Source organism: Pseudomonas sp. AL 58 (genome assembly GCF_036348395.1).
In the GTDB taxonomy this organism is placed as follows: Bacteria; Pseudomonadota; Gammaproteobacteria; order Pseudomonadales; family Pseudomonadaceae; genus Aquipseudomonas; species Aquipseudomonas defluvii.
This window is the reverse complement of record NZ_JAZBQR010000002.1, coordinates 171,338-194,019: the sequence shown is the minus strand read 5'-3', so window position 1 is coordinate 194,019 and position 22,682 is coordinate 171,338. Positions and strand designations below refer to the sequence as shown.

Genomic DNA, 22,682 nt, shown 5'->3' with positions numbered 1-22,682 from the left:
GATTGCAGGAGCCGGCCTTGCCGGCGATTGCTTTATGGCATAACGCCAAGCTCGCCAAGCCGAGTGCGATAGGCCAACGCCATGGCTCGAATCTCGGGCTGTGTCGCCTGCTCCAACGCAGCGGCAGCAACCGTCAGAAAATTTGCATTCCCCGCAACCAGCGCCTGACGCAACCAGCCCAGCGCCTGCTCGACCTGCCCTCGCGCCGCCAAGACCCCGGCGTGGCTGAACTGCCCACGAAAGTCCCCGCCTTCAGCCGAGCGTCGATACCAGTCGTGTGCCGCCGACACATCGGCCGGGCAATGCACACCCTCCTCAAGGTAGCGCCCCAACAGGTTCATGGATTTCGCATGCCCTTGCTCAGCGGCTCGCCGATAACAGCGCAGTGCCGCACCAGGATCTATCGCGACACCACGCCCTGTGGCCAACAGGTTGGCATAGTTGTACAGCCCCCAATCAAGCCCGGCGTCTGCCGCGAGGCGGTAACGGCGAGCGGCTTCGACAACATCCACCTCGCCACCCCAGCCATGCTCCAGGCAACGCCCGAGCATGTTATGCGCCATGGCACTGCCCTGATTGGCAGCAATGGCAAACCAGCGTCGGGCCAACGCCGGGTCGCGCTCGATACCGCGCCCGTCCAGGAGGATCTGCCCCAGCAGCAACTGGGCCTCGACGATCCCCTGCCCCGCCGCCATCAACAGCGCTTGGGCCGCCTTGGCCGGGCTTTCTTCAAGCATCTGGCCCAGTTGATCGCCGTCGAGCACTTCTTCACGGCGTAGGTGAAAGGCCATGCGTCAGACCTCGGCCCAGCGACGCAGCAGGTTGTGGTACGTCCCCGTCAACTGAATCAGTGATGGATGATCGGGAACGTCGGCAGTCAGCTGCTGAATTGCGTTGTCCATCTCGAACAGCAGGGTACGCTGGCTGTCTTCGCGGATCATGCTCTGGGTCCAGAAAAACGCCGCATAACGCGCACCGCGAGTGACCGGGTTGACCTTGTGCAGGCTCGTCCCCGGGTACAACACCATATCGCCAGCCGCCAGCTTGACCCGCTGCAGCCCGTAGGTGTCCTGAATTTCGAGCTCACCGCCGTCGTACTCCTCAGGGTCGCTGAAGAACAGCGTCGAAGACAGATCGGTACGCACCCGCTCGTGGCTGCCACGGGGCTGGCGAACGGCATTGTCGATATGGAAGCCAAAGTTGCCGCCTTCACGGTAGCAGTTGACCAGCGGCGGGAAGACCTTGAAGGGCAAGGCCGCAGACATGAAACGGGGGTTGGCCCACAAGCGCTCAAGCATGGCCGCACCAATCTCCTTGGCCAATGGATGGCCCTCGGGCAACTGGAGGTTGTGCTTGGCCTTGGCCGACTGGTAACCCGCCGTGATCTTGCCGTCAGCCCAATCGGCCTGCTCCAGCGCCTCACGAATACGCAGCACTTCCTCGCGCGTAAACAGACCAGGAATGTGTAAAAGCATGGCGCGGATACCTAAGGCCGGAAAAGACGCCAATGATATTGATTCTTATTGCATCACTACAAGCCCTTAGCGCTTGCCAAGACGAATGAGCCCGCAAAAAACACAGGATGAAAATGTAAAGATTGTAAATTCAACACGAATAACAATTCTTCTCAATTGATAGTCGTATGTATTTACATTACATTTCGCGGCCTTGAAACCTTGGGAGGGGTCATAACAATGTCGCGCCACTACGTGCCAACCGCTGTCAGTTCACCACGCTTGCTCGCTTCTGCCATCGGTGTGGCCATTACCGCCACCTCTACTGCGCACATAGCGTACGCTGCCGAAGCTGCACCGGCCAACGATGGGGCGATTGCTCTGGATGCCACCAGTGTTACGGGTGAAGCCAACCAGACCAGCACCGACTACAAGGTTGAGAAATCGGCTTCGCAAAAGTACACCGCGCCGCTGGTGGACATCCCACGCACCGTCACCGTGGTTCCGCAACAGGTCATCAAGGACACCAACGCCCAGAACCTGCAGGATGCGCTGCGAACTGTGCCCGGTATCACCATGGGCGCGGGCGAAGGCGGCAACCCTTCTGGTGATCGTCCGTTCATTCGTGGCTTTGACACACAGAGCTCGATGTACCTGGACGGTGTGCGTGACACGGGCTCACAAACCCGGGAAATCTTCGCCGTCGAATCGATTGAAGTCAGCAAGGGCCCGAACTCGTCCATCGCCGGTCGTGGCGCGGCCGGTGGAAGCATCAACCTGATCACCAAGAAAGCCCACCTGGGCAACTCGCTGGATGGCGCCTACACCTGGGGCTCAGACCAGACGCAACGCTACACCCTCGACGGCAACTACCAGTTCCTCGACACGGCAGCGTTCCGCCTGAACCTGATGACCCACGAAAACAACGTCGCCGGGCGCGACGAAGTCAACTATGACCGCTGGGGCGTAGCACCTTCTCTGGTCTTTGGCCTGGGTACCGATACCCGCGTGAGCCTGGACTACTACCACGTCGAAAGTGACGACCTGCCAGACTCCGGCATCCCCTACAGCCTGAACTCTGGCGTCCCGGGTTCTCGCAGTTCAGCCAACCCGGACAAGCCCACCAACGGTGGTGACAGCGATAACTTCTATGGTCTGGTTGGCCGCGACTTCTACAAGAGCCGCGCGGATATCTCCACCATCGCCATCGAGCACGACCTGAGCGACTCGCTGACGGTGAAGAACACCCTGCGCCACGGCAACACCCTGCAGGACTACATCGTCACCCAGCCGGATGACAGCAAGGGCAACATCCTCAACGGTGAAATCTGGCGTCGCCCAAACAACCGCGTCTCCAACACCCGTACCACCACGAACCAGACCGACCTGTTCGGCGAAGTCTACATCGCAGGTTTCAAGAACAACTTCTCCACCGGTATCGAACTGAGCCGCGAAGCCTCGGTCAAGACCGGCTACACCATCACAGGCTTCGGTGCAGGCAAGTGCTCCAGCGCTACCGGGCAAATCTCCGGTGTGTGCACCTCATTCCCGAACCCCGATCCTCACGAGGCGTGGGATGGCACGGTGGCACGTAATGACCTCGGCGCCGACACCACCGGTAACACCCGTGCGATCTACTTGGTCGACACAGTTGAACTGGACCCGGCTTGGCTGCTAACCATGGGCCTGCGCTATGACCACTTCGACACCAAGGTCAAGACCCGCGCACTGACTGCTGGCAAGGTTGTCAACTTCAAGACCGAGGACACCAGTGAATTCGTCACCGGCCAACTGGGACTGACCTGGAAACCGGCTGAAAATGGCAGCATCTACATCTCCTATGCCACCTCTGCTACGCCAGCCGGTGCTTCGCTGGGTGAAGGCGCCGATGGTAATGCACTGCTGACCGCCACCACCACCAGCGACCTGAAAGCGGAAGAAACCACCAACTACGAAATCGGTACCAAATGGAACCTGCTTCAGGAGCGTCTGGCACTGACTGCAGCAATCTTCCGTACCGAGAAAGAAAACGCCCGGGTACTGGTTGACGCCAACACCTACCAGAACGTCGGCACAACCCGCGTTGACGGCCTCGAACTGACCGCAACCGGCAAGCTGACCAACAACTGGCAAGTGTTCGCGGGCTATACCTACATGGATGCCAAGCTTGTAGACGGCGGCGCTCCGAGGGTGGGCAACCTGTACATCGACGGTTTCGATGACGGCAACCAATTGCCCAACACCCCAAACAACAGCATGACCCTGTGGACCACCTACAACGTAACGCCAAAACTGACCATCGGGGGCGGTGCTTTCTACGTCGATGACGTGTTCGGCAACACCACCAACAGCGTCATGGTCGACTCCTACGTGCGTTATGACGCGATGGCCAGCTACAAGCTGACCAAGAACGTCGACCTGCAACTCAACGTGCAGAACCTGACCGACGAACTGTATTACGACAAGGCCTACGGCAATCACTACGCCAACCAGGCGGCCGGGCGTACCGCCCTGCTGACCACCAGCTTCCACTTCTAAGGCTGCTGGCAGGCAAAGCCCCGCCCACTTCAGTGAGCGGGGCTTTTATGTATCTCGACAGCGTGCATACCCCGCACAGGTATACAGCAAGACAAGGTGGTCGATGTGGTGAAAAAAACCCTGTTTCAACTGCACTGGTTCTTCGGTATCACCGCAGGCCTGGTACTCGCACTGATGGGCATTACCGGCGCAGCGGTGTCATTTCAGGATGAGCTGCTGCGTCTGTTCAACCCCGAAGCCCTCAAGGTTCACGTGCGTGAAGGCGGTGTATTGCCGCCGGCTGAACTGGTACGCCGGGTAGAGGCCGAGCACGGCGACAAGGTTGCCATGCTCTGGGTCGATACCCGCACCGATAACGCCGCGCGGGTATTCTTCACCCCGCCACCTGGCGAGCGGCGAGGCGAAATGCGCTATGCCGACCCATACACTGGCGCGCTGCAAGGCGATGTCAGTGGCCAGGACTTTTTCGGCCTGATGCTGCAACTGCACCGATTCCTGGCCATCGGCGACACCGGTCGGCAGATCACCGGCGCCTGCACCCTGATGCTGGTGTTCTTCTGCCTTTCTGGCCTCTACCTGCGCTGGCCGCGCCAAGCGCTGAACTGGCGTAACTGGCTGACCCTGGACTGGGCGAAAAAAGGCCGCGCCTTCAACTGGGACCTGCACGCGGTTGCCGGCACCTGGTGCCTGGTGTTCTACCTGCTCGCAGCACTGACGGGCCTGTTCTGGTCTTACGAGTGGTACCGCGAAGGCCTGAACAAACTGCTGGCCGACGGGCCGGTGGCGGGCGAGCAACGCAAACGCGGTGAAGGCCGCGGCCGCCCACCTGCGCCAGACAAGAACGCACCGCCTCTGGTGGTTGACTACGATGCGATCTGGTCCAGCCTGCAAACGGCTGCCGGGCCAGGCCTGAGCACCTACAACCTGCGCCTGCCGCCTGCAGGTGGGCAACCGGCCACCCTGTTCTACCTGCTTGAAAATTCCGATCACGAAAGAGCCTTCAACACCCTGACACTCGACCCTGCCACCGGTCAGGTGCGTAAACACGAACGCTTCACCGACAAGTCGTTCAAGGCGCAACTGCTGGCCAGTGTCTATGCCCTGCACGTCGGCAGTTACTTCGGCCTGACCGGGCGCATCCTGATGATGCTGGCCAGCCTGAGCATGCCACTGTTCTTCATCACTGGCTGGTTGCTGTACCTCGACCGTCGGCGCAAGAAACGCCAGATCCGCGTCGCACGCAACGGTATGACCACGCCTGCATCGGGTGAAAACAGCTGGTTGGTGGGCTTTGCCAGCCAGAGCGGTTTCGCCGAACAACTGGCCTGGCAAAGCGCCGGGCAGTTGCAGGCGGCGGGCTTTGCGGTAAACGTGCGAGCCTTGGCTGACTTGAGCGAAACCGACCTGCGCCAGGCGAACAAGGCCCTGTTCGTGGTGAGTACCTTTGGCGACGGCGAAGCACCGGACAGCGCCCGTACGTTCGAGCGCAAGGTGCTCGGCCAGCCCTGGGCGCTGGGCTCACTCGACTATGCCCTGCTCGCCCTCGGTGACCGTCAATACACGCAATTCTGCGGTTTCGCCAAACGCCTGCATGACTGGCTGGGAACACGCGGGGCCAAAGCCCGCTTCGCCCCGGTAGAAGTGGATAACGCCGACCCACACGCCCTGCAGCAGTGGCAAGAACAACTGGCACAGTTGACCGGCAGCCCAGTCGCCAGTAACTGGCAAGCACCAGCCTTCGAAACCTGGACGCTCACCCGGCGCGAACGGCTCAACCCAGGAAGCCAAGGGTCAGCCGTGTACCTGCTCGGGCTGATGCCAGCACAACCGGCACGTTGGGAAGCGGGTGATCTGGTAGAGATCCTGCCGCAGAACAACCCTGCGATCAGCCCCCGGGAGTACTCGATCGCCTCGATTGCCAGCGATGGCATGCTGGAGTTGATCGTGCGCCAGGAGCAACACCCTGATGGCGCACTGGGCCTGGGGTCAGGCTGGCTGACCGAACACGCGCCGCTGGCCGGCCCAATCAACCTGCGCCTGCGACGTAACAGCGGCTTCCACCTCCCGGCAACGCCTGCACCGCTGATTCTGATCGGCAACGGCACAGGGCTGGCAGGCCTGCGCAGCCTGCTCAAAGCGCGTATCGAAGCAGGCGAGCGGCGTAACTGGTTGCTGTTCGGCGAGCGTAACGAAGCACACGACTTCCTCTGCCGGGAAGAGCTGCAAGGGTGGTTGCGTACGGGTGAACTGGCACGCCTGGACCTGGCGTTCTCCCGTGATCAGGCAGAAAAGGTCTACGTACAGGATCGCCTGCGCGAACAGGCGGCAGAGTTGCGCCAATGGCTGGCCGAAGGGGCGTCGCTTTATGTGTGCGGTAGCCTGCACGGCATGGCTGGTGGGGTCGATGCGCTGCTGAAGGAAGTGCTGGGCACTGCCGAGGTTGAGCACCTGATCGAGCAAGGGCGTTACCGGCGGGATGTCTACTGACGCCTGACGGCCCAGGCGTTGGCAAACCTCCCACAGGCTGCATTTTCTGTTGGAGCTGGCTTGCCTGCGATGGCGTCGGTGGGGTGTCCGCGAGTTCGCGGCGTCTGCATCGCGGGCAAGCCCGGCTCCCACAGCTGGCGGGCTCTGTTGGAGCTGGCTTGTCTGCGATGGCGTCGGTGGGGTGACCATGAGTTCGCGGCGTCTGTATCGCGGGCAAGCCCGGCTCCCACAGCTGGCGCGGGCTCTGTTGGAGCTGGCTTGCCTGCGATAGCCTCGGCGCGGTGCCAGTGAGTTCGCGGCGTCTGCATCGCGGGCAAGCCCGGCTCCTACAAGTTGCACTTTCTGTTGGAGCTGGCTTGCCTGCGATGGCGTCGGTGGGGTGGCCGTGAGTTCGCGGCGCCTGCATCGCGGGCAAGCCCGGCTCCTACAGGTTGCATTTTCTGTTGGAGCTGGCTTGCCTGCGATGGCGTCGGCGCGGTGCCAGTGAGTTCGCGGCGTCTGTATCGCGGGCAAGCCCGGCGCCTACAGGTTGCATTTTCTGTTGGAGCAGGCTTGCCTGCGATGGCGTCGGTGGGGTGACCGTGAGTTCGCGGCGTCTGCATCGCGGGCAAGCCCGGCTCCTACAGGTTGCGCGGACTCTGTTGGAGCTGGCTTGCCTGCGATGACGTCGGTGGGGTGACTGCGAGTTCGCGGCGTCTGCATCGCGGGCAAGCCCGGCTCCTACAGGTTGCACTTTCTGTTGGAGCTGGCTTGCCTGCGATGGCATCGGTGGGGTGGCCGTGAGTTCGCGGCGGCTGCATCGCGGGCAAGCCCGGCTCCTACAGGTTGCATTTTCTGTTGGAGCTGGCTTGCCTGCGATGGCGTCGGTGGGGTGGCCGTGAGTTCGCGGCGGCTGCATCGCGGGCAAGCCCGGCTCCTACAAGTTGCACTTTCTGTTGGAGCTGGCTTGCCTGCGATAGCCTCGGCGCGGTGCCAGTGAGTTCGCGGCGTCTGCATCGCGGGCAAGCCCGGCTCCTACAGGTTGTTGGAGCTGGCTTGCCTACGATGACGCTTACTGCAACTCGAAGACGTCGGCGTCCAGGTTCGCCGGGAAACGCGTACGGTAGGCTGCCAGGTCGGCTGCGCTCAACACCACGGTAAATACACCATCCGCCTCTCCCGCGCTGAGCAGGCTCTCACCCTGGAAATCCAGCACCTGGCTGTCGCCCGTGTAGGCAAAGCCTTTGCCGTCTGTACCCACCCGGTTCACCGCGGCCACATAACAGAGGTTCTCGATACCGCGAGCCGGCAACAACCGGTTCCAGTGCTGGCGCCGTGCTGCCGGCCAGTTGGCGGTATAGAGCAGCAGGTCGGTGTCCTGAGGGTCACGGCTCCAGACCGGGAAACGCAGGTCATAGCAAATCAGTGGGCGCACCCGCCAGCCGTTGATCTCGAACTGCACCTGGCGCTCGCCGGGCGTGTAGTGCTTGTGCTCGCCGGCCATACGGAACAGGTGACGCTTGTCATAGTGCAGGATTTCGCCGTCTGGGCGCGCCCAGAGCAGCCGATTACGATGGCTGCCGTCCGCGGCCTGGATGATCACACTGCCGGTGATCACCGCGTTGAGCTTCTTCGCCTGGCTTTTGAGCCATTTGTACGTCGGGCCATTCTCAGGCTCTGCTAGGCGTTCGGAGTCCATGGAAAACCCAGTCGTGAACATCTCCGGCAGCACAATCAAATCGCTGCCACGGGCCTGTTCCATCAGGGTTTCAAAATGTTCATAGTTGGCCAACCGGTCCTGCCACGCCAATGTGGTCTGGACCAGGGCAACGCTCAGGTTAGGCAGTGAGCTCAGATCGCGCATAGTTTCTCCGCTGCTTGACGCAGCGTCTCCTCGCGTTTGGCAAAACACAGGCGCACCAGGCGCTGTTCGGGAATAGGTTGCTGGTAGAACACCGATACCGGGATGGTCGCCACGCCGTGTTCACGGGTCAACCACACGGACATCTCGAGATCGTTCAGGTCGGGGCGGATCTGCGAATAGTCCACCAGCTGGAAATAGGTGCCCGCCGCGCGGCTGAAGGTGAAGCGCGAGGGCGTCAGCAGGTCGCAGAACAGATCACGCTTGGCCTGATAGAAGGCTGGCAATTCTTCGACATGCTCCGGGTGCGCAGCCATGAAGTCGGCCAGCGCCCATTGCAGCGGGGTCACGCCGCAGAAGTTCACGTACTGGTGAACCTTGCGCAACTCCACGCTCAAGGCCGGCGGCGCAACCACATAACCGGTTTTCCAGCCCGTGACGTGATACGTCTTGCCGAACGAGCTGACCACAAAAGCGCGCTGATACAGAGCCTCATGGGCCAGAACGCTGGCGTGGCTTACGCCATCGAACACCAGGTGTTCGTAGACTTCATCGCTGATCAGGTAGATATCGCGCTCGGCAATCAATGCCGCCAACTGGTCCAGCTCGGCACGGCTGATCAGCGCCCCACTCGGGTTGTGTGGCGAGTTCAGAATGATCATCCGCGTACGCGGGCTGAGCGCATCGCTGAATTTCTGCCAGTCGATGGAGAAATCGTTGGGGTTCAACTGCACATGCACGCAGCGACCACCGGCCAACGCCACCGACGGCTCATAGCTGTCGTAGCACGGGTCGAAAACGATCACTTCGTCACCCGCGCGAATCACCGCATGGATGGCACAGAAAATAGCTTCCGTCGCACCGGGAGTAATGGTCACTTCAGTGTCGGCATCAACCGTTACGCCATAACTGCGGGCGATCTTTGCTGCAACCTGCTCACGCAAGGCGGGCAAGCCGGTCATCGGCGAATACTGATTGTGCCCGGCAGCAATATGGCGGCCTACCGCATCGAGCAGTTCTTGCGGACCATTGAAGTCGGGAAACCCTTGGGACAGGTTCAGGGCGCCGGTTTGCGCGGCGAGCTGGGACATGGTGGTAAAGATGGTCGTGCCGACGTTCGGCAACTTGCTGCTGATCATGTAACCCTCTTTCTACACAGAACATCCGGCTCGAGGCGGCACGGGAGGTAAGCCCCCGAGCATAGCGGATTGAACGGTCAGGAAAAAGGTTAGGTGATCCTAATCGCCGGCACAGCCGGCGATTAGGCCTGAAAGCTTACTTGCGCTTGTCTTTGCGCTTCTTCTCGGCTTTCTTGTGGTGCGACATCAAACGACGCTTCTTGTTGACCTGGCGGTCGGTCAGCGTGTTCTTGTTGCCTTCGTACGGGTTGTCGCTGCCCTTGTACTCGATGCGGATCGGCGTACCGACCAGCTTCAGTACCCGGCGATAGGTGTTTTCAAGGTAGCGCGAATACGACTTCGGTACCTTTTCGACCTGGTTGCCGTGGATCACGATCAGCGGCGGGTTGGCGCCACCAAGGTGGGCATAACGCAGTTTGATCCGGCGACCATTGACCATCGGCGGCTGGTGCTCGCTGACCGCGTCCTCGAGGATCTGGGTCAGGCGGCTGGTCGGCCAACGGGTCACCGCAGACTTGAACGAGGCCTGTACCGATTGATACAGGTTGCCCACGCCAGTGCCGTGCAGCGCCGAAATGAAGTGAATGTCGGCGAAGTCGACGAAGAACAGCCGGCGCTCCAGCTCGGTCTTCACGTAGTCGCGTTCGCTAGGCTGCATGCCGTCCCATTTGTTCAGGGCGATCACTAGCGCACGGCCCGCTTCCAGGGCGAAGCCCAGCAGGTTCAGGTCATGGTCAACCACGCCTTCGCGGGCGTCCATGACGAAGATCACCACGTTGGCGTCCTTGATCGCCTGCAGGGTCTTCACCACCGAGAACTTTTCAACTTCCTCGTGGATCTTGCCGCGCTTGCGCACCCCAGCCGTGTCGATCAGGGTGTACTTCTCTTCATTACGCTCGAACGGAATGTAGATACTGTCGCGGGTGGTGCCGGGTTGGTCATAGACGATCACCCGCTCTTCGCCGAGCATACGGTTGACCAGCGTCGACTTGCCGACGTTTGGACGACCGATGATGGCGATCTTGATCCCGTCCTTCTCGCTCGGACCAGGAATGCGCACGGCCTCCTCGCCCTCGGCGACGTTAAGGTCGACTTCTTCCTCGTCCTTGTCGCGCGGGAACTCACCCAGCACGGTTTCCAGCAGACCATTGATACCACGGCCCTGGGAACCGGCCACAGGTAAGGCATTACCCATGCCCAGTGGCGAGAATTCGGCGATAGCCATCTGCGGATCGATGTTGTCGATCTTGTTCGCCACCAGGTACGAGCGCTTGTTGCGCTTGCGCAGGTGCTCGGAAATCATCTGGTCGGCGGCGGTCAGGCCCGCACGGGCATCCACCAGGAACAGGACTACATCGGCTTCTTCAATGGCCAGCAGCGACTGCTCGGCCATTTTTTCGTCCATGCCCTGCTCGTCACCGGAAATACCACCGGTGTCGACCAGAATGTAAGAACGCCCTTGCCAGCGCGCCTCACCATACTGGCGGTCGCGGGTCAGACCGGACAGGTCGCCGACGATGGCGTCGCGGGTCTTGGTCAGGCGGTTGAACATGGTGGATTTACCGACGTTCGGCCGGCCCACCAAGGCGATTACGGGAACCATGCGGCTCTCCACTGCGTAAATTCAAAAAATACAAAGGCCGCTGCACAGCAGCGGCCGGAGTTCGGACGGCACCAAAGTGCCGCAACCCGAGGCCCTTGCAGGCCTCAAGCATAGACTCAGCGAATGGTCAGCGCTTCCAGCTTGCCGCTGTTGCCATACACATAAATCGTGTCACCCACCACCAGCGGACGCGCGCGCAGGCCGTCACTGTCGATGCGCTCACGGCCAACGAAACGACCATCGACCTGGCTCAGCAAGTGCAGGTAACCCTCAAGGTCACCGACTGCCACATAGCTGGAGAACACCTCAGGGGCCGACAGCTGGCGACGTGCCAGCGAATCGTTGCTCCATAGTGCGGTGGACGAACGCTCATCGATACCTTCGACCGCGCCCGTTGCTTCGCTCACGTAGACGTTACCGAAACCTTGAGCGACACCTGCCGAACTGGAAGCATCACGCTGCCAGAGCACACGACCGCTTTCCAGTTCCAGGCCGGCAACACGACCCTGGTAGCTAGCAACGTAGATCACACCACCCGACAGCAGCAAGCCACCATCGATGTCCACGACACGGTCCAGCTCGGAACGGCCTTGCGGGATGGCCACGCGCTGTTCCCAGACCGGTACACCGTTCTGGGTATCAAGGGCGATGACCTTGCCGGTCGACAGCCCGGCAACCGCCAGACGGTTGGTCACGATCGGCGCGCCTGTGCCACGCAGGGTCAGTACGGCCGGGGTGCTTTCATAGATCCAGCGGCGGTCACCCGTGCTGGCATCCAGACCGATCACGCGGTCGTCCTGAGTCTGAACGACAACCACGTCACCATTGGTGGCAGGCGGTGCCAGCACTTCGCTGGTAACGCGCGAGCGCCACTTTTCTTCACCGGTGCTGGCATCCAGGGCAATGACGTCACCCTTGAGGGTACCGACCATGACCAGGCCATAGCCAACACCGACGGCGCCGGAAACCGGCAGTTCCAGCTTCTTCTTCCAGATCACGTCGCCGTTCAGACGATCAAGGCCCATGACCAGGCCGTTGACGTCCGCAGCATAGATACGGTCGTTCTCGATAGCCGGAACGAGCATATTGAAGGTTTCGCCCTGACCGTCACCGATCGAACGACTCCATTGCTTTTTCAGCACCACTTCTTCGGTGAACGAAGTCAGCTCGGCCGGCGGCAGTTCCTTTTTACTGTTGCTGCTGCAACCCACGGCCAGAAGAGCCAAGGCCAGCACTGCGGCAGGTTTCCATGCGATCACGTCAGGCATCCCCTTTGGCCAGGTCGTCGAGCTTGAGTTGCAGGCCACCGATGGCGGCATCGTCAGAGAGCGCCGCCTTGGCCTTCTCATAAGCGCTATGGGCGTCAGCACTGCGGCCCAGTTGCACCAGCAGGTCGCCCTTGAGCTCTTCGCGGCTGGCCAGGAACGCTTTGTCGGCATCACCATCAAGCAGTTTCAAGGCCTCGTCAGCCTTGTTCTGCGCAGCCAGCACGCGGGCCAGACGCTGGCGGGCAATCTCGCCCAGCGTGGCGTCGGCCGGCTTGTCCATAACGCTCTTCAGCTCAGCGGCTGCGTCATCCAGCTTGCCGCTTTCAACCGCAACCTTGGCCACGAACAGGCTGGCGTACTGCGCATAGGCAGAACCGCCGAACTCGCTCTTGAGCTTGCCGGACAGTTCGGCAACCTTGGCGGTATCAGGCTGACCGCTCGGCGTGAGGGTCGTTTCCAGCAAGGCCTGGTAGAGGTTGGAGGCGCCTTGCGACTGATTGCCCTGGTACTTTTGCCAGGCCTGCCAGCCGAATACCACCACCAGCGCCAGCAGGCCACCGGTTACCAGTGGCTTGCCGTTACGCTGCCACCAGTCCTTGAATGCCGCCAGCTGTTCATCATCGGTACTCGACACCCCAATACTCCTTTTCACCAAATCGGCTGTTGACCCGCTTCACGCCTGCGCGAGGGAAGCTTCCAGGTGCTCGGCCAGAGCATCCCAGGCAATGTTTTGTTGTTCGCCCTGACCACGCAGGGGTTTGAAACCTACCACTTGTTGCGCCAGTTCGTCGTCCCCCAGGATCAAGGCGAACAGCGCTGCGCTCTTGTCGGCCTTCTTGAACTGGCTCTTGAAGCTGCCACCACCGGCGTTCACCTGCAGACGCAGGCCCGGCAGACGATCACGCAGCTTTTCGCTCAAGGTCAGGCCAGCCAGCTCGGCCTGCTCGCCGAACGCACACAGGTAGACATCGACCTGACGGTTGATCGACTCGGGGATCTGCTCCAGGGTTTCCAGCAGCAGGATCAAGCGCTCGATACCCATGGCGAAACCAACGCCCGGGGTCGGCTTGCCGCCCATCTGCTCGACCAGACCGTCGTAACGGCCACCCGCGCACACGGTACCCTGGGAACCGAGCTTGTCGGTGACCCACTCGAACACGGTCTTGCTGTAGTAGTCCAGGCCGCGTACCAGCTTGGTATTGATGACGTAAGGAATGCCAGCGGCATCCAGGCGCGCCTTCAGGCCTTCGAAGTGCACGCGAGACTCTTCGTCCAGGTATTCCTCAAGCTTCGGCGCACCGACCAGTACCGCCTGGGTGTTCGGGTCCTTGCTGTCGAGGATGCGAAGCGGGTTGCTTTTCAGGCGACGCTGGCTGTCTTCGTCCAGTTCGCTCAGGCGTGCCGAGAGGAACTCGACCAGGGCATCGCGATAGCGCGCACGGGCTTCGCTGGTGCCCAAGCTGTTCAGCTCAAGCTTGACCGCGTCGCGAATGCCCAGCAGGCCCCACAGGCGCCAGGTCAGGACGATCAGCTCAGCGTCGATGTCCGGACCGTCGAGGTTGAAGACCTCGACACCGATCTGGTGGAACTGACGGTAGCGGCCTTTCTGCGGACGCTCGTGGCGGAACATCTGGCCGATGTACCACAGTTTCTGTACCTGGCCGCCGCCGCTGATGCCGTGCTCGAGCACCGCGCGAACGCAGGCGGCCGTGCCTTCAGGGCGCAGGGTCAGCGAGTCGCCGTTACGGTCGGCGAAGGTGTACATCTCTTTCTCGACGATGTCGGTCACTTCACCAATCGAGCGTTTGAACAGCTCGGTGAACTCGACTATCGGCGTACGAATCTGACGATAGCCGTAGGTGTCGAGCAGGCCGGCCACGGTGCTCTCGAAGTAGCGCCATAGCGGGGTCTGCTCGGGCAGAATGTCGTTCATGCCACGGATGGCTTGCAGCGATTTGCTCACGGGAAATCCTTAGCGATACGGTGTCAGCCGCGGGCGATCAGCGCCGCGTCGGCCTCGGCCTTCTCGGCCGCTTTCTGGCGGATAAGCTTTTCCAGCTCATCAACCAGGTTGTCATTGGTCAGTTTCTGCGACGGCTTGCCATCGATGTAGATCAGGTTCGGCGTACCACCGGTCAGCCCGACATGGGCTTCCTTGGCTTCACCGGGGCCATTGACCACACAGCCGATGACCGCAACGTCCAGCGGTACCAGCAAGTCTTCCAGGCGCCCTTCCAGCTCGTTCATGGTCTTGACCACATCGAAATTCTGCCGCGAGCAGCTCGGGCAGGCGATGAAGTTGATACCACGCGAACGCAGGTGCAGCGACTTGAGGATGTCGTAACCGACCTTCACTTCTTCGACCGGATCGGCCGCCAGCGAGATGCGGATAGTATCGCCAATCCCTTCGGCAAGCAGCATGCCCAGGCCAACCGCCGATTTTACCGTCCCCGAACGCAGGCCACCGGCTTCGGTGATACCCAGGTGCAACGGCTGGATGATCTGCTTGGCAAGCAAGCGGTAGGCTTCGACGGCCATGAACACATCGGACGCCTTCACGCTGACCTTGAAGTCCTGGAAGTCCAGGCGATCGAGGTGCTCGACATGGCGCAGGGCCGACTCAACCAGCGCAGCCGGGGTCGGTTCACCGTACTTTTTCTGCAGGTCCTTTTCCAGCGAACCGGCGTTGACGCCAATGCGGATCGGGATACCACGGTCACGTGCCGCATCGACCACCGCACGCACACGGTCTTCACGACCGATGTTGCCCGGGTTGATACGCAGGCAGTCGACACCCAGTTCGGCCACGCGCAAGGCAATGCGGTAGTCGAAGTGAATGTCTGCCACCAAGGGCACGCTGACCTGTTGCTTGATCTTGCCAAACGCTTCGGCAGCGTCCATGTCCGGTACCGAGACACGCACGATATCGACACCGGCATCGACCAGCCGGTTGATCTGCGCCACGGTGGCGGCGACATCGTTGGTATCGGTGTTGGTCATGCTCTGGACGGCAATGGGTGCATCGCCGCCGACAGGTACATTACCTACCCAGATTTTCCGGGATTCGCGCCGTTTGATCGGAGATTCGCCGTGCATGACTTATTGTCCCAACTTCAGGCGAGCGGTCTCGCCACTGGTGAACGGCGCAAGGTCGACTGGCTGACCGTTGTAGCTCAGTTGCACGCCCTTGGCGTAGCCGAAGCGCACCGCAAACGGTGGCTTGCCGCTGACGTCCAGGCTGTCGCCCTTGCGCTTGATGGCACTGAACAGCACCTTGCCGTTGCCGTCGATAACTGACGTCCAGCAATCGGCATTGAATTGAACATGCACCTTGCCACTGCCTGCAACCGCAGGCTCTGCGGCCGCGACGACAGCAGCCGGGGCCACAACTGGGGCCGGGGCCGGCACGACGGGCTTGGCCGGCGCAACAGGTACCACAGGTACCACAGGTGCAGCCGGAGCGGCTGGCGCTGCAGGCACGACCGCTGCAGCAGCGGGTTTGGCAGGCGTCACAGCCACTGGCGCGGCTGGAGCCACGGCCGCTGCTGGTTCGCTCGCAGGTGCAGGGGCTTCCACGTCTGGCTGGGCCTGTTCAAGGCTCAAATCAGTGCTTTGCGGTTGTTGCGATGCATCGACGGCCTGATCTTCCGGCTCGTCCAGCGGATGAATTTGCGTCGTGCCGTCGGCGCTCTCGACCTCGACATGCTCCATGGCAATGGTGGCCAGGTCCTTGCCATGCCGACGGGTTTGATCCTGCCACCAGAAATAACCACCGCCGACCACCGCCAGCAGCAGCACGAGGCTTACGCCACGCAAAATGTTATGCGACAACCGCACAGGCTCTTCAATACGGCCCAAGGCATGCACATCGCTGCCCTGGGCATGGGTGCCAGTGCACTGGTCAAAGGCCTGAACCAACGCTGCCTGATCCATGTCGAGCAACTTGGCGTAGGCACGGATATAACCACGGGCAAAGGTATGCCCAGGCAGCTTGTCGAAGGCGCCGGCTTCAAGATTGCTCAGGGAACTCACGGTCAAGTTGAGCTTGTGGGCCACTTCGGCCTGCGACCAGCCCCTGTTTTCACGGGCCTGACGCAAAATCTCACCGGGATTCTCGCGAGTCGCTGCTACTGCTTCGGGATGCGCCGCTTTCATCATTGCTCCGACAGGTATTGCTGATATTCCGGCGTACCGGGATAAAGTCGTTGTAATTGCAGGCCCAGCTCGGCGGCCTTGTTCGATTCTTCAAACACCGTTGCCAGGCGACTGCCCAGCAGCAGGCTGCGGGCATTGGGGTCGCTCAGTTGGCTGAAACGATCGTAGAAGTCTCGGGCCGGCACATAATGCCTGTCTTCGTAAGACAACTCAGCCATTTCCAACAACGCATGGGGTTGATGACGGTTGAGCCGTAAAGCCTTTTCCAGGTATTCCCGCGCCTGCTCGCGCTGATCGAGCTTCAAGGCGGTTAGCCCCAGGCTTTCGAACACCCGCGAACGTTCAGGATACAGGGTATCGGCAGCCGCGCGACGAAACATCTGCTCGGCATCGGTGTAGCGGCCTTGAGCATAAAGGAAGCTGCCGAAATTGTTGCGAATTCGGGTGTTGTCCGGGGCCTGCGCCAGCGCCTTGCGAAAGTGCTGCTCTGCCAGTGCGGCTTCACCTTCAGCCTGGAACACCAGGGCCAGGGCGGCATGCGCATCAGCATCGTCAGCATTGAGTTCAAGGGCCTTTTTCAACGGCCACTTGGCACGCTCGGTCAACCCCTGCTTCAAGTACCCCAGGCCCAACTGCACATACGCCTGAACCGCCTCGACCCGCGCCTTGCTGCTGACCGGCGTACCAGGCTCACCGGTCGACGCACAGCCTGCCAACAGAGCGACCAGCAGGATCGGCAGCGCAGCGCGTGGGGTCATGGAGATCCTCTCTTCAGTTCTGCACGGCCGTGTTCGGCGCATCACCATCAGCATTCAACTGACGAACGGCGATGTAACGCTCACTACGACGGGTGCGATCCATGACCTGACCGACCAACTGACCACATGCCGCGTCGATGTCTTCACCACGGGTGGTGCGTACCGTCACGTTGTAGCCGGCATGATGCAGGTGGTCCTGGAAACGGCGGATAGCGTTGTTGCTCGGCCGCTCGTAACCGGAATGCGGGAACGGGTTGAACGGAATCAGGTTGATCTTGCACGGAACGTTTTTCAGCAGCTCGGCCATTTCCACGGCATGTTCAAGCTTGTCGTTGACGTCCTTGAGCAGGGTGTACTCGATGGTCAGTACGCGCTTTTCGCCCAGCTCGGACATGTAGCGCATGCACGAGTCGAGCACCACGCTGAGCGGGTACTTCTTGTTGATCGGCACCAGTTCGTTGCGCAGCGCATCGTTCGGCGCGTGCAGCGAAAGTGCCAGGGAGACGTCGATGTGCTTGGCCAGCTCATCGATCATCGGTACCACGCCGGAGGTGGACAGGGTCACCCGGCGCTTGGAAATGCCATAGCCGAGGTCGTCCATCATCAAATGCATGGCCGCGACGACGTTGTCGAAGTTCAGCAACGGCTCGCCCATGCCCATCATCACCACGTTGGTGATAGCACGGTCGATCTTGGCCGGTACAGTGCCGAACGACTTGTTGGCAATCCACACCTGGCCGATGACTTCGGCGGCGGTGAGGTTGCTGTTGAAACCTTGCTTGCCGGTGGAGCAGAAACTGCAGTCCAGGGCGCAACCGGCCTGGGACGAGACACACAGCGTGCCACGCTTGCCCTGGGGGATGTAGACGGTCTCGACGCAGCTGCCGGACGCCACGCGCACGACCCATTTGCGGGTACCGTCGCTGGAGATGTCCTCGCTGACCACTTCCGGACCGCGAACCTCGGCACAGGCCTTGAGCTTTTCGCGCAAGGCCTTGCCGACGTTGGTCATGGCGTCGAAATCATCAACGCCAAAGTGGTGAATCCACTTCATGACCTGACCGGCACGGAAGCGCTTCTCCCCGATTGAGTCGAAGAATTTTTCCATTTCCGGCTGGGTTAGACCCAACAGGTTGATTTTGCCAGTCGATGTCGTCATGGATTCACCCTCACTCGTCAGCCTTCGCTTAGCGAGTGGTTACTTCAGTAGCTGCGAAGAAGTAAGCGATTTCGCGAGCAGCAGCGGCTTCGGAGTCCGAACCGTGTACGGCGTTGGCGTCGATGGACTCAGCGAAGTCAGCGCGGATGGTGCCGGCAGCAGCTTCTTTAGGGTTGGTAGCGCCCATCAGCTCACGGTTCAGAGCGATGGCGTTTTCGCCTTCCAGAACCTGGACAACAACTGGACCGGAGGTCATGAAGGCAACCAGGTCGCCGAAGAAGCCACGAGCGCTGTGCTCAGCGTAGAAGCCTTCAGCTTCGGCTTTGGACAGTTGCTTCATTTTCGAAGCGACGACGCGCAGGCCGGCTTTTTCGAAACGAGTGGTGATCTCGCCGATGACGTTCTTGGCAACTGCGTCAGGCTTGATGATCGAGAAAGTACGTTGAACAGCCATGGAAAACTCCAGAAACAGTAAGTGAAGCGAAAAATTAAACCCACGAATTATACGCGGGTTCTTAGGGATTGCCTAACCTGCCGAGCGTACTCAGTCGGCTTCGTCGATCCAGGCGGCCTGGATCGCTTCCAGAACCTTCTCGCCGCCGCGCTGTGGATCGTCGCTGAACTCCGGCAAAGCCAGAACCCACTGATGCAGATCGACGAAGTTCACATAACGAGGATCGACTTCCGGCTTGCTTTCGGCAAGCTGGATTGCAATTTCAAGTACATCAACCCATTTCAGACTCATGATGGCTCCTTGAATCAGTGCGGCGCTTCGGCGGCCAGGTTGATCGTGTACTTCGGAATCTCGATGGTCAGGTCTTCCTCACCCACGAATACCTGACAGGCCAGACGCGACTGGCGCTCCAGGCCCCAGGCCTTATCGAGCATGTCTTCTTCGAGCTCGTCAGCTTCCTCGAGCGAATCGAAACCTTCACGCACGATGCAATGGCAAGTGGTGCAGGCGCACACGCCGCCACATGCGCTTTCCATCTCGATATGGTGCTCGTGGGCCAACTCCAGGATATTAGTACCCGGCTCCACCTCCACCACAAGACCGTCCGGACAGAACTTCTCGTGGGGCAGAAAAATCACCTGCGGCATCAGTTATTCCTCGATCTCATTCAGGTTGCGCCCGGCCAACGCGGCTTTTACCGTCGAATCAAGGCGGCGGGCTGCAAAAGCATCGGTCACCTGCGACAGACGCTTGGTCTGCTGCTCGATGGCTGCGCCATCGGTGCCGTTCATCAATTCACGCAACTCGTGCATCTGATGCTCGATCGCCAGACGCTCTTCGGCGCTGAGCAAACGGTCACCATCGACATCCAGGGCGCCTTGCACCGCCTCGATCAGGCGCTGAGCATCGACCTGGTGCTCGCGCAACTGACGGGCGGTCTTGTCGAAGCCGGCATGCTCGAAGGAGTCCTTGAGCATGCGGGCGATCTCACCGTCGGTCAGACCGTAGGACGGCTTGACCTGAATGCTGGCCTCGACACCCGAACCCAGTTCACGGGCCGCCACGCTGAGCAGGCCATCGGCGTCGACCTGGAAGGTCACACGGATTTTTGCGGCACCGGCAACCATGGCCGGGATGCCACGCAGCTCGAAACGCGCCAGGGAACGGCAGTCGCTGATCAGCTCACGCTCGCCCTGCAGCACATGAATCATCATGGCTGTCTGGCCGTCTTTGTAGGTGGTGAACTCCTGAGCGCGTGCCACCGGGATCGTGGTGTTGCGCGGAATCACCTTTTCCATCAGGCCGCCCATGGTCTCAAGGCCCAAGGACAGCGGGATCACGTCAAGCAGCAGCAACTCGCCGCCGTCGCGACGATTGCCGGCCAGGGTATCCGCCTGAATGGCAGCGCCAATGGCCACGACCTGATCCGGGTCGATTTCGGTCAGTGGCGTACGCCCAAACAGTGCGCCAACCGCCTCGCGCACACGCGGCACGCGGGTCGAGCCGCCGACCATTACCACGGCCCCGACTTCGTCCAGCTCAATGCCACTGTCGCGCACCGCACGACGGCAAGCCTTGAGGCTGCGTGCGACCATCGGCTCAATCAGCGCATCAAACGCTTCGCGGGTCAGCTCAGCCTGCCATTGGCCGTAAGCCACCGGCACGCTGTCGGCCGTGGTCAGGGCTTCCTTGGCGGCACACGCCGTTTGCAGCAGTTGGCGCTGCGCGCCCGGATCGAGGTCAGCCGACAGGCCGGCCTGCTCAACGATCCAGCTGGCAATGGCGTGATCGAAATCGTCGCCGCCCAGGGCACTGTCGCCGCCGGTAGCCAGCACCTCAAACACACCGCCGGTCAGGCGCAAGATGGAAATATCGAAGGTACCGCCACCCAGGTCATAGATGGCCACCAGGCCTTCGGCATTCTGGTCCAGGCCATAGGCCACCGCGGCCGCGGTTGGCTCGTTGAGCAGGCGCAATACATTGAGGCCCGCCAGCTTGGCGGCGTCCTTGGTGGCCTGGCGCTGAGCGTCGTCGAAATACGCTGGCACGGTGATCACCGCACCCACCAGTTCACCCCCGAGGGTGTCTTCAGCACGCTGGCGCAGCACCCGCAGGATCTCGGCCGAAACCTCTACAGGGCTTTTCGCACCCTGCACGGTATCGATGAACGGCATGTGCGATTCACCGCCGACAAAGCGGTAAGGCAGTTGATCACCCAACTGTTTGACATCCGCCAGGCCACGCCCCATCAGGCGCTTGACCGACAATACGGTATTGAGCGGGTCGCTGGAGGCAGCCGCCTTGGCCGAATGCCCGACCTCGACGCGGTCAGCGTGGTAACGCACCGCAGACGGCAGGATGACCCGACCTTCGGAGTCGGCCAGTGGTTCGGAAAGACCGCTGCGCAGCGCAGCGACCAGCGAATTGGTGGTGCCAAGGTCGATGCCCACCGCCAGACGACGCTGGTGGGGCTGAGGGCTCTGACCGGGTTCAGCGATCTGCAGTAGGGCCATGCTTATTCGGGTACCAGAGGGGCCGCCAGGGCGGCACCGGGTTAATCGTCGAGGCGCTCTTCCAACTGGCGCACTTCGTAGGCGAGCTTGTCGAGGAACTGCATGCGGCGCATCAGGCGCTCGGCCTGCTCACGCTGCGCAGCCACATCCCAGCAAGCGGCGAAGTCCTCATTGAGGGCCTCCTGAGCAACTTTCAAGCGGTGCTTGAAGGCTGCCACGCCCTCGAGGTCGGCACTGTCCTGCAAGTCTTCGAGCTCCTCGCGCCACTGCATCTGCTGCAGCAGGAACTGAGGGTCGTGGACGGTGACTTCCTGCGGCACTTCATGGCCGCCGATCGCCAACAGGTAACGGGCACGTCGCGGCGCGCTCTTGAGCGTCTGGTAGGCTTCATTGAGGCCAGCCGAACGCTCCAGCGCCAAGCGCTGCTCGCGCTCGGAAGCATCGGCGAAGCGGTCCGGATGGACCTCGCGGGCCAGCTCGCGATAACGCGCGGCCAACTTGTCGAGGTCCAGGCGGAAGCCAGGTTGCAGGTCAAACAGGGCGAAATGACAAGGAGTACCCACAATCTGCCTCAAACGTTGAAGCTTTCGCCGCAGCCACACTCACCGCGCACGTTGGGGTTGTTGAACTTGAAGCCTTCGTTCAACCCTTCCTTGACGAAATCGAGCTCGGTACCGTCAAGGTAAACCAGGCTTTTCGGGTCGATGATCACCTTCACGCCATGGCTTTCGAAGACCTGGTCCTCACTGCCCTGCTCGTCGACGAACTCCAGCACGTAGGCCAGACCGGAGCAGCCGGTGGTACGTACGCCCAGGCGAATGCCTTCACCCTTGCCACGTCCTTCGAGGGAGCGCCGCACATGGTTGGCGGCGGCTTCTGTCATGCTGATAGCCATCGGAACTCCTTAACCTGCAACAAGCGACTTAGAGCAAGCCTTTCTTCTGCTTGTAATCACGAACGGCCGCCTTGATGGCGTCTTCGGCGAGTACCGAGCAGTGGATTTTAACCGGCGGCAGCGCCAGTTCTTCAGCCAGCTGAGTGTTCTTGATGGTTTCAGCCTCGTCCAGCGTCTTGCCCTTCATCCACTCAGTGGCCAGGGAGCTGGAAGCGATAGCCGAACCGCAGCCATAGGTCTTGAACTTGGCGTCTTCGATAACACCCTGCTCGTTGACCTTGATCTGCAGGCGCATGACGTCGCCGCACGCAGGTGCGCCAACCATGCCGGTACCGACATCCGGGTCCTCGGCATTCATCTTGCCGACGTTACGCGGGTTTTCGTAATGGTCGATGACCTTTTCACTGTATGCCATGGTG

21 protein-coding genes are annotated in these 22,682 nt (G+C 61.0%); 2 read left to right on the top strand and 19 right to left on the bottom strand.

The genetic code is table 11. The features are described from left to right. Window positions 1-32 precede the first annotated feature (32 nt). Window positions 33-791, bottom strand: a complete 759-nt coding sequence (locus UIA24_RS01295) for a tetratricopeptide repeat protein (RefSeq protein ID WP_330522009.1) — start codon at window positions 789-791, stop codon at window positions 33-35. Between the two features lie 3 nt (window positions 792-794). Then, on the bottom strand, window positions 795-1,475 hold the full coding sequence (locus UIA24_RS01290; protein ID WP_099773616.1) for a Fe2+-dependent dioxygenase: 681 nt from the start codon (window positions 1,473-1,475) through the stop codon (window positions 795-797). A gap of 219 nt (window positions 1,476-1,694) precedes the next feature. On the opposite strand from UIA24_RS01290, the gene UIA24_RS01285 reads away from it, so the two are divergent. Beyond that, window positions 1,695-3,992 carry a TonB-dependent receptor gene (locus UIA24_RS01285; protein WP_099773615.1) on the top strand — a complete coding sequence of 766 codons (2,298 nt, stop codon included), beginning with the start codon at window positions 1,695-1,697 and terminating at the stop codon, window positions 3,990-3,992. Between the two features lie 105 nt (window positions 3,993-4,097). After that, complete coding sequence (locus tag UIA24_RS01280) at window positions 4,098-6,479, top strand: PepSY domain-containing protein (protein WP_330522008.1); 2,382 nt, start codon at window positions 4,098-4,100, stop codon at window positions 6,477-6,479. A gap of 1,051 nt (window positions 6,480-7,530) precedes the next feature. Here UIA24_RS01280 and UIA24_RS01275 read toward each other — a convergent pair. The 17 genes from UIA24_RS01275 to iscU form a co-directional block, all read right to left on the bottom strand. Next, window positions 7,531-8,322 (bottom strand): amidohydrolase, encoded by a 792-nt coding sequence (locus tag UIA24_RS01275; protein ID WP_065761960.1) that lies wholly within the window; start codon window positions 8,320-8,322, stop codon window positions 7,531-7,533. Further along, the gene (locus UIA24_RS01270) at window positions 8,310-9,458 is read right to left on the bottom strand and encodes a pyridoxal phosphate-dependent aminotransferase (RefSeq protein WP_065761961.1); all 1,149 of its coding nucleotides are present in this window, start codon (window positions 9,456-9,458) and stop codon (window positions 8,310-8,312) included. Before UIA24_RS01270 ends, UIA24_RS01275 begins: the two co-directional genes overlap by 13 nt. 136 nt (window positions 9,459-9,594) lie before the next feature. Further along, complete coding sequence (gene der, locus UIA24_RS01265) at window positions 9,595-11,061, bottom strand: ribosome biogenesis GTPase Der (RefSeq protein ID WP_099773612.1); 1,467 nt, start codon at window positions 11,059-11,061, stop codon at window positions 9,595-9,597. A 116-nt stretch (window positions 11,062-11,177) separates the two neighbouring features. Then, a complete protein-coding gene (gene bamB, locus UIA24_RS01260) occupies window positions 11,178-12,329 on the bottom strand; it encodes an outer membrane protein assembly factor BamB (RefSeq protein ID WP_218197067.1) in 1,152 nt (383 codons plus the stop codon). Continuing rightward, on the bottom strand, window positions 12,322-12,963 hold the full coding sequence (locus UIA24_RS01255) for a YfgM family protein (protein ID WP_065761364.1): 642 nt from the start codon (window positions 12,961-12,963) through the stop codon (window positions 12,322-12,324). Before UIA24_RS01255 ends, bamB begins: the two co-directional genes overlap by 8 nt. 39 nt (window positions 12,964-13,002) lie before the next feature. Then, entirely contained in the window at window positions 13,003-14,292 is a 1,290-nt protein-coding gene (gene hisS / locus UIA24_RS01250) for a histidine--tRNA ligase (RefSeq protein WP_065761363.1), read from the bottom strand. A gap of 23 nt (window positions 14,293-14,315) precedes the next feature. After that, complete coding sequence (gene ispG / locus UIA24_RS01245) at window positions 14,316-15,425, bottom strand: flavodoxin-dependent (E)-4-hydroxy-3-methylbut-2-enyl-diphosphate synthase (protein ID WP_065761362.1); 1,110 nt, start codon at window positions 15,423-15,425, stop codon at window positions 14,316-14,318. A gap of 3 nt (window positions 15,426-15,428) precedes the next feature. Next, window positions 15,429-16,484: a RodZ domain-containing protein gene (locus UIA24_RS01240; protein ID WP_330522006.1), complete on the bottom strand. Its 1,056-nt coding sequence runs from the start codon at window positions 16,482-16,484 to the stop codon at window positions 15,429-15,431. Continuing rightward, window positions 16,484-17,242: a type IV pilus biogenesis/stability protein PilW gene (pilW, locus tag UIA24_RS01235; protein ID WP_099773610.1), complete on the bottom strand. Its 759-nt coding sequence runs from the start codon at window positions 17,240-17,242 to the stop codon at window positions 16,484-16,486. The genes UIA24_RS01240 and pilW overlap by 1 nt, the downstream gene beginning before the upstream one ends. Window positions 17,243-17,255: 13 nt before the next feature. Next, window positions 17,256-18,401, bottom strand: a complete 1,146-nt coding sequence (gene rlmN / locus UIA24_RS01230; protein ID WP_065761359.1) for a 23S rRNA (adenine(2503)-C(2))-methyltransferase RlmN — start codon at window positions 18,399-18,401, stop codon at window positions 17,256-17,258. Between the two features lie 28 nt (window positions 18,402-18,429). Continuing rightward, window positions 18,430-18,855: a nucleoside-diphosphate kinase gene (gene ndk / locus UIA24_RS01225; protein ID WP_065761358.1), complete on the bottom strand. Its 426-nt coding sequence runs from the start codon at window positions 18,853-18,855 to the stop codon at window positions 18,430-18,432. Between the two features lie 90 nt (window positions 18,856-18,945). Next, window positions 18,946-19,146 (bottom strand): Fe-S cluster assembly protein IscX, encoded by a 201-nt coding sequence (gene iscX / locus UIA24_RS01220; RefSeq protein ID WP_065761357.1) that lies wholly within the window; start codon window positions 19,144-19,146, stop codon window positions 18,946-18,948. A gap of 14 nt (window positions 19,147-19,160) precedes the next feature. Then, window positions 19,161-19,502 carry an ISC system 2Fe-2S type ferredoxin gene (gene fdx / locus UIA24_RS01215; protein WP_065761356.1) on the bottom strand — a complete coding sequence of 114 codons (342 nt, stop codon included), beginning with the start codon at window positions 19,500-19,502 and terminating at the stop codon, window positions 19,161-19,163. Between the two features lie 3 nt (window positions 19,503-19,505). After that, entirely contained in the window at window positions 19,506-21,368 is a 1,863-nt protein-coding gene (gene hscA, locus UIA24_RS01210; protein ID WP_065761355.1) for a Fe-S protein assembly chaperone HscA, read from the bottom strand. Between the two features lie 41 nt (window positions 21,369-21,409). Beyond that, window positions 21,410-21,931, bottom strand: a complete 522-nt coding sequence (gene hscB, locus UIA24_RS01205; RefSeq protein ID WP_065761354.1) for a co-chaperone HscB — start codon at window positions 21,929-21,931, stop codon at window positions 21,410-21,412. Window positions 21,932-21,939: 8 nt separating this feature from the next. After that, window positions 21,940-22,263, bottom strand: a complete 324-nt coding sequence (gene iscA / locus UIA24_RS01200) for an iron-sulfur cluster assembly protein IscA (RefSeq protein WP_065761353.1) — start codon at window positions 22,261-22,263, stop codon at window positions 21,940-21,942. A gap of 28 nt (window positions 22,264-22,291) precedes the next feature. Then, complete coding sequence (gene iscU / locus UIA24_RS01195) at window positions 22,292-22,678, bottom strand: Fe-S cluster assembly scaffold IscU (protein ID WP_002552476.1); 387 nt, start codon at window positions 22,676-22,678, stop codon at window positions 22,292-22,294. Window positions 22,679-22,682 lie beyond the last annotated feature (4 nt).

What these genes read in the sequence shown, in the direction of transcription:
- UIA24_RS01295 (WP_330522009.1), bottom strand. Translation starts at nt 791, where the DNA reads ATGGCCTTTCACCTACGCCGTGAAGAAGTGCTCGACGGCGATCAACTG.
- UIA24_RS01290 (WP_099773616.1), bottom strand. Translation starts at nt 1,475, where the DNA reads ATGCTTTTACACATTCCTGGTCTGTTTACGCGCGAGGAAGTGCTGCGT.
- UIA24_RS01285 (WP_099773615.1), top strand. Translation starts at nt 1,695, where the DNA reads ATGTCGCGCCACTACGTGCCAACCGCTGTCAGTTCACCACGCTTGCTC.
- UIA24_RS01275 (WP_065761960.1), bottom strand. Translation starts at nt 8,322, where the DNA reads ATGCGCGATCTGAGCTCACTGCCTAACCTGAGCGTTGCCCTGGTCCAG.
- UIA24_RS01270 (WP_065761961.1), bottom strand. Translation starts at nt 9,458, where the DNA reads ATGATCAGCAGCAAGTTGCCGAACGTCGGCACGACCATCTTTACCACC.
- der (WP_099773612.1), bottom strand. Translation starts at nt 11,061, where the DNA reads ATGGTTCCCGTAATCGCCTTGGTGGGCCGGCCGAACGTCGGTAAATCC.
- bamB (WP_218197067.1), bottom strand. Translation starts at nt 12,329, where the DNA reads ATGCCTGACGTGATCGCATGGAAACCTGCCGCAGTGCTGGCCTTGGCT.
- ispG (WP_065761362.1), bottom strand. Translation starts at nt 15,425, where the DNA reads ATGCACGGCGAATCTCCGATCAAACGGCGCGAATCCCGGAAAATCTGG.
- UIA24_RS01240 (WP_330522006.1), bottom strand. Translation starts at nt 16,484, where the DNA reads ATGAAAGCGGCGCATCCCGAAGCAGTAGCAGCGACTCGCGAGAATCCC.
- pilW (WP_099773610.1), bottom strand. Translation starts at nt 17,242, where the DNA reads ATGACCCCACGCGCTGCGCTGCCGATCCTGCTGGTCGCTCTGTTGGCA.
- rlmN (WP_065761359.1), bottom strand. Translation starts at nt 18,401, where the DNA reads ATGACGACATCGACTGGCAAAATCAACCTGTTGGGTCTAACCCAGCCG.
- ndk (WP_065761358.1), bottom strand. Translation starts at nt 18,855, where the DNA reads ATGGCTGTTCAACGTACTTTCTCGATCATCAAGCCTGACGCAGTTGCC.
- iscX (WP_065761357.1), bottom strand. Translation starts at nt 19,146, where the DNA reads ATGAGTCTGAAATGGGTTGATGTACTTGAAATTGCAATCCAGCTTGCC.
- fdx (WP_065761356.1), bottom strand. Translation starts at nt 19,502, where the DNA reads ATGCCGCAGGTGATTTTTCTGCCCCACGAGAAGTTCTGTCCGGACGGT.
- hscA (WP_065761355.1), bottom strand. Translation starts at nt 21,368, where the DNA reads ATGGCCCTACTGCAGATCGCTGAACCCGGTCAGAGCCCTCAGCCCCAC.
- iscA (WP_065761353.1), bottom strand. Translation starts at nt 22,263, where the DNA reads ATGGCTATCAGCATGACAGAAGCCGCCGCCAACCATGTGCGGCGCTCC.
- iscU (WP_002552476.1), bottom strand. Translation starts at nt 22,678, where the DNA reads ATGGCATACAGTGAAAAGGTCATCGACCATTACGAAAACCCGCGTAAC.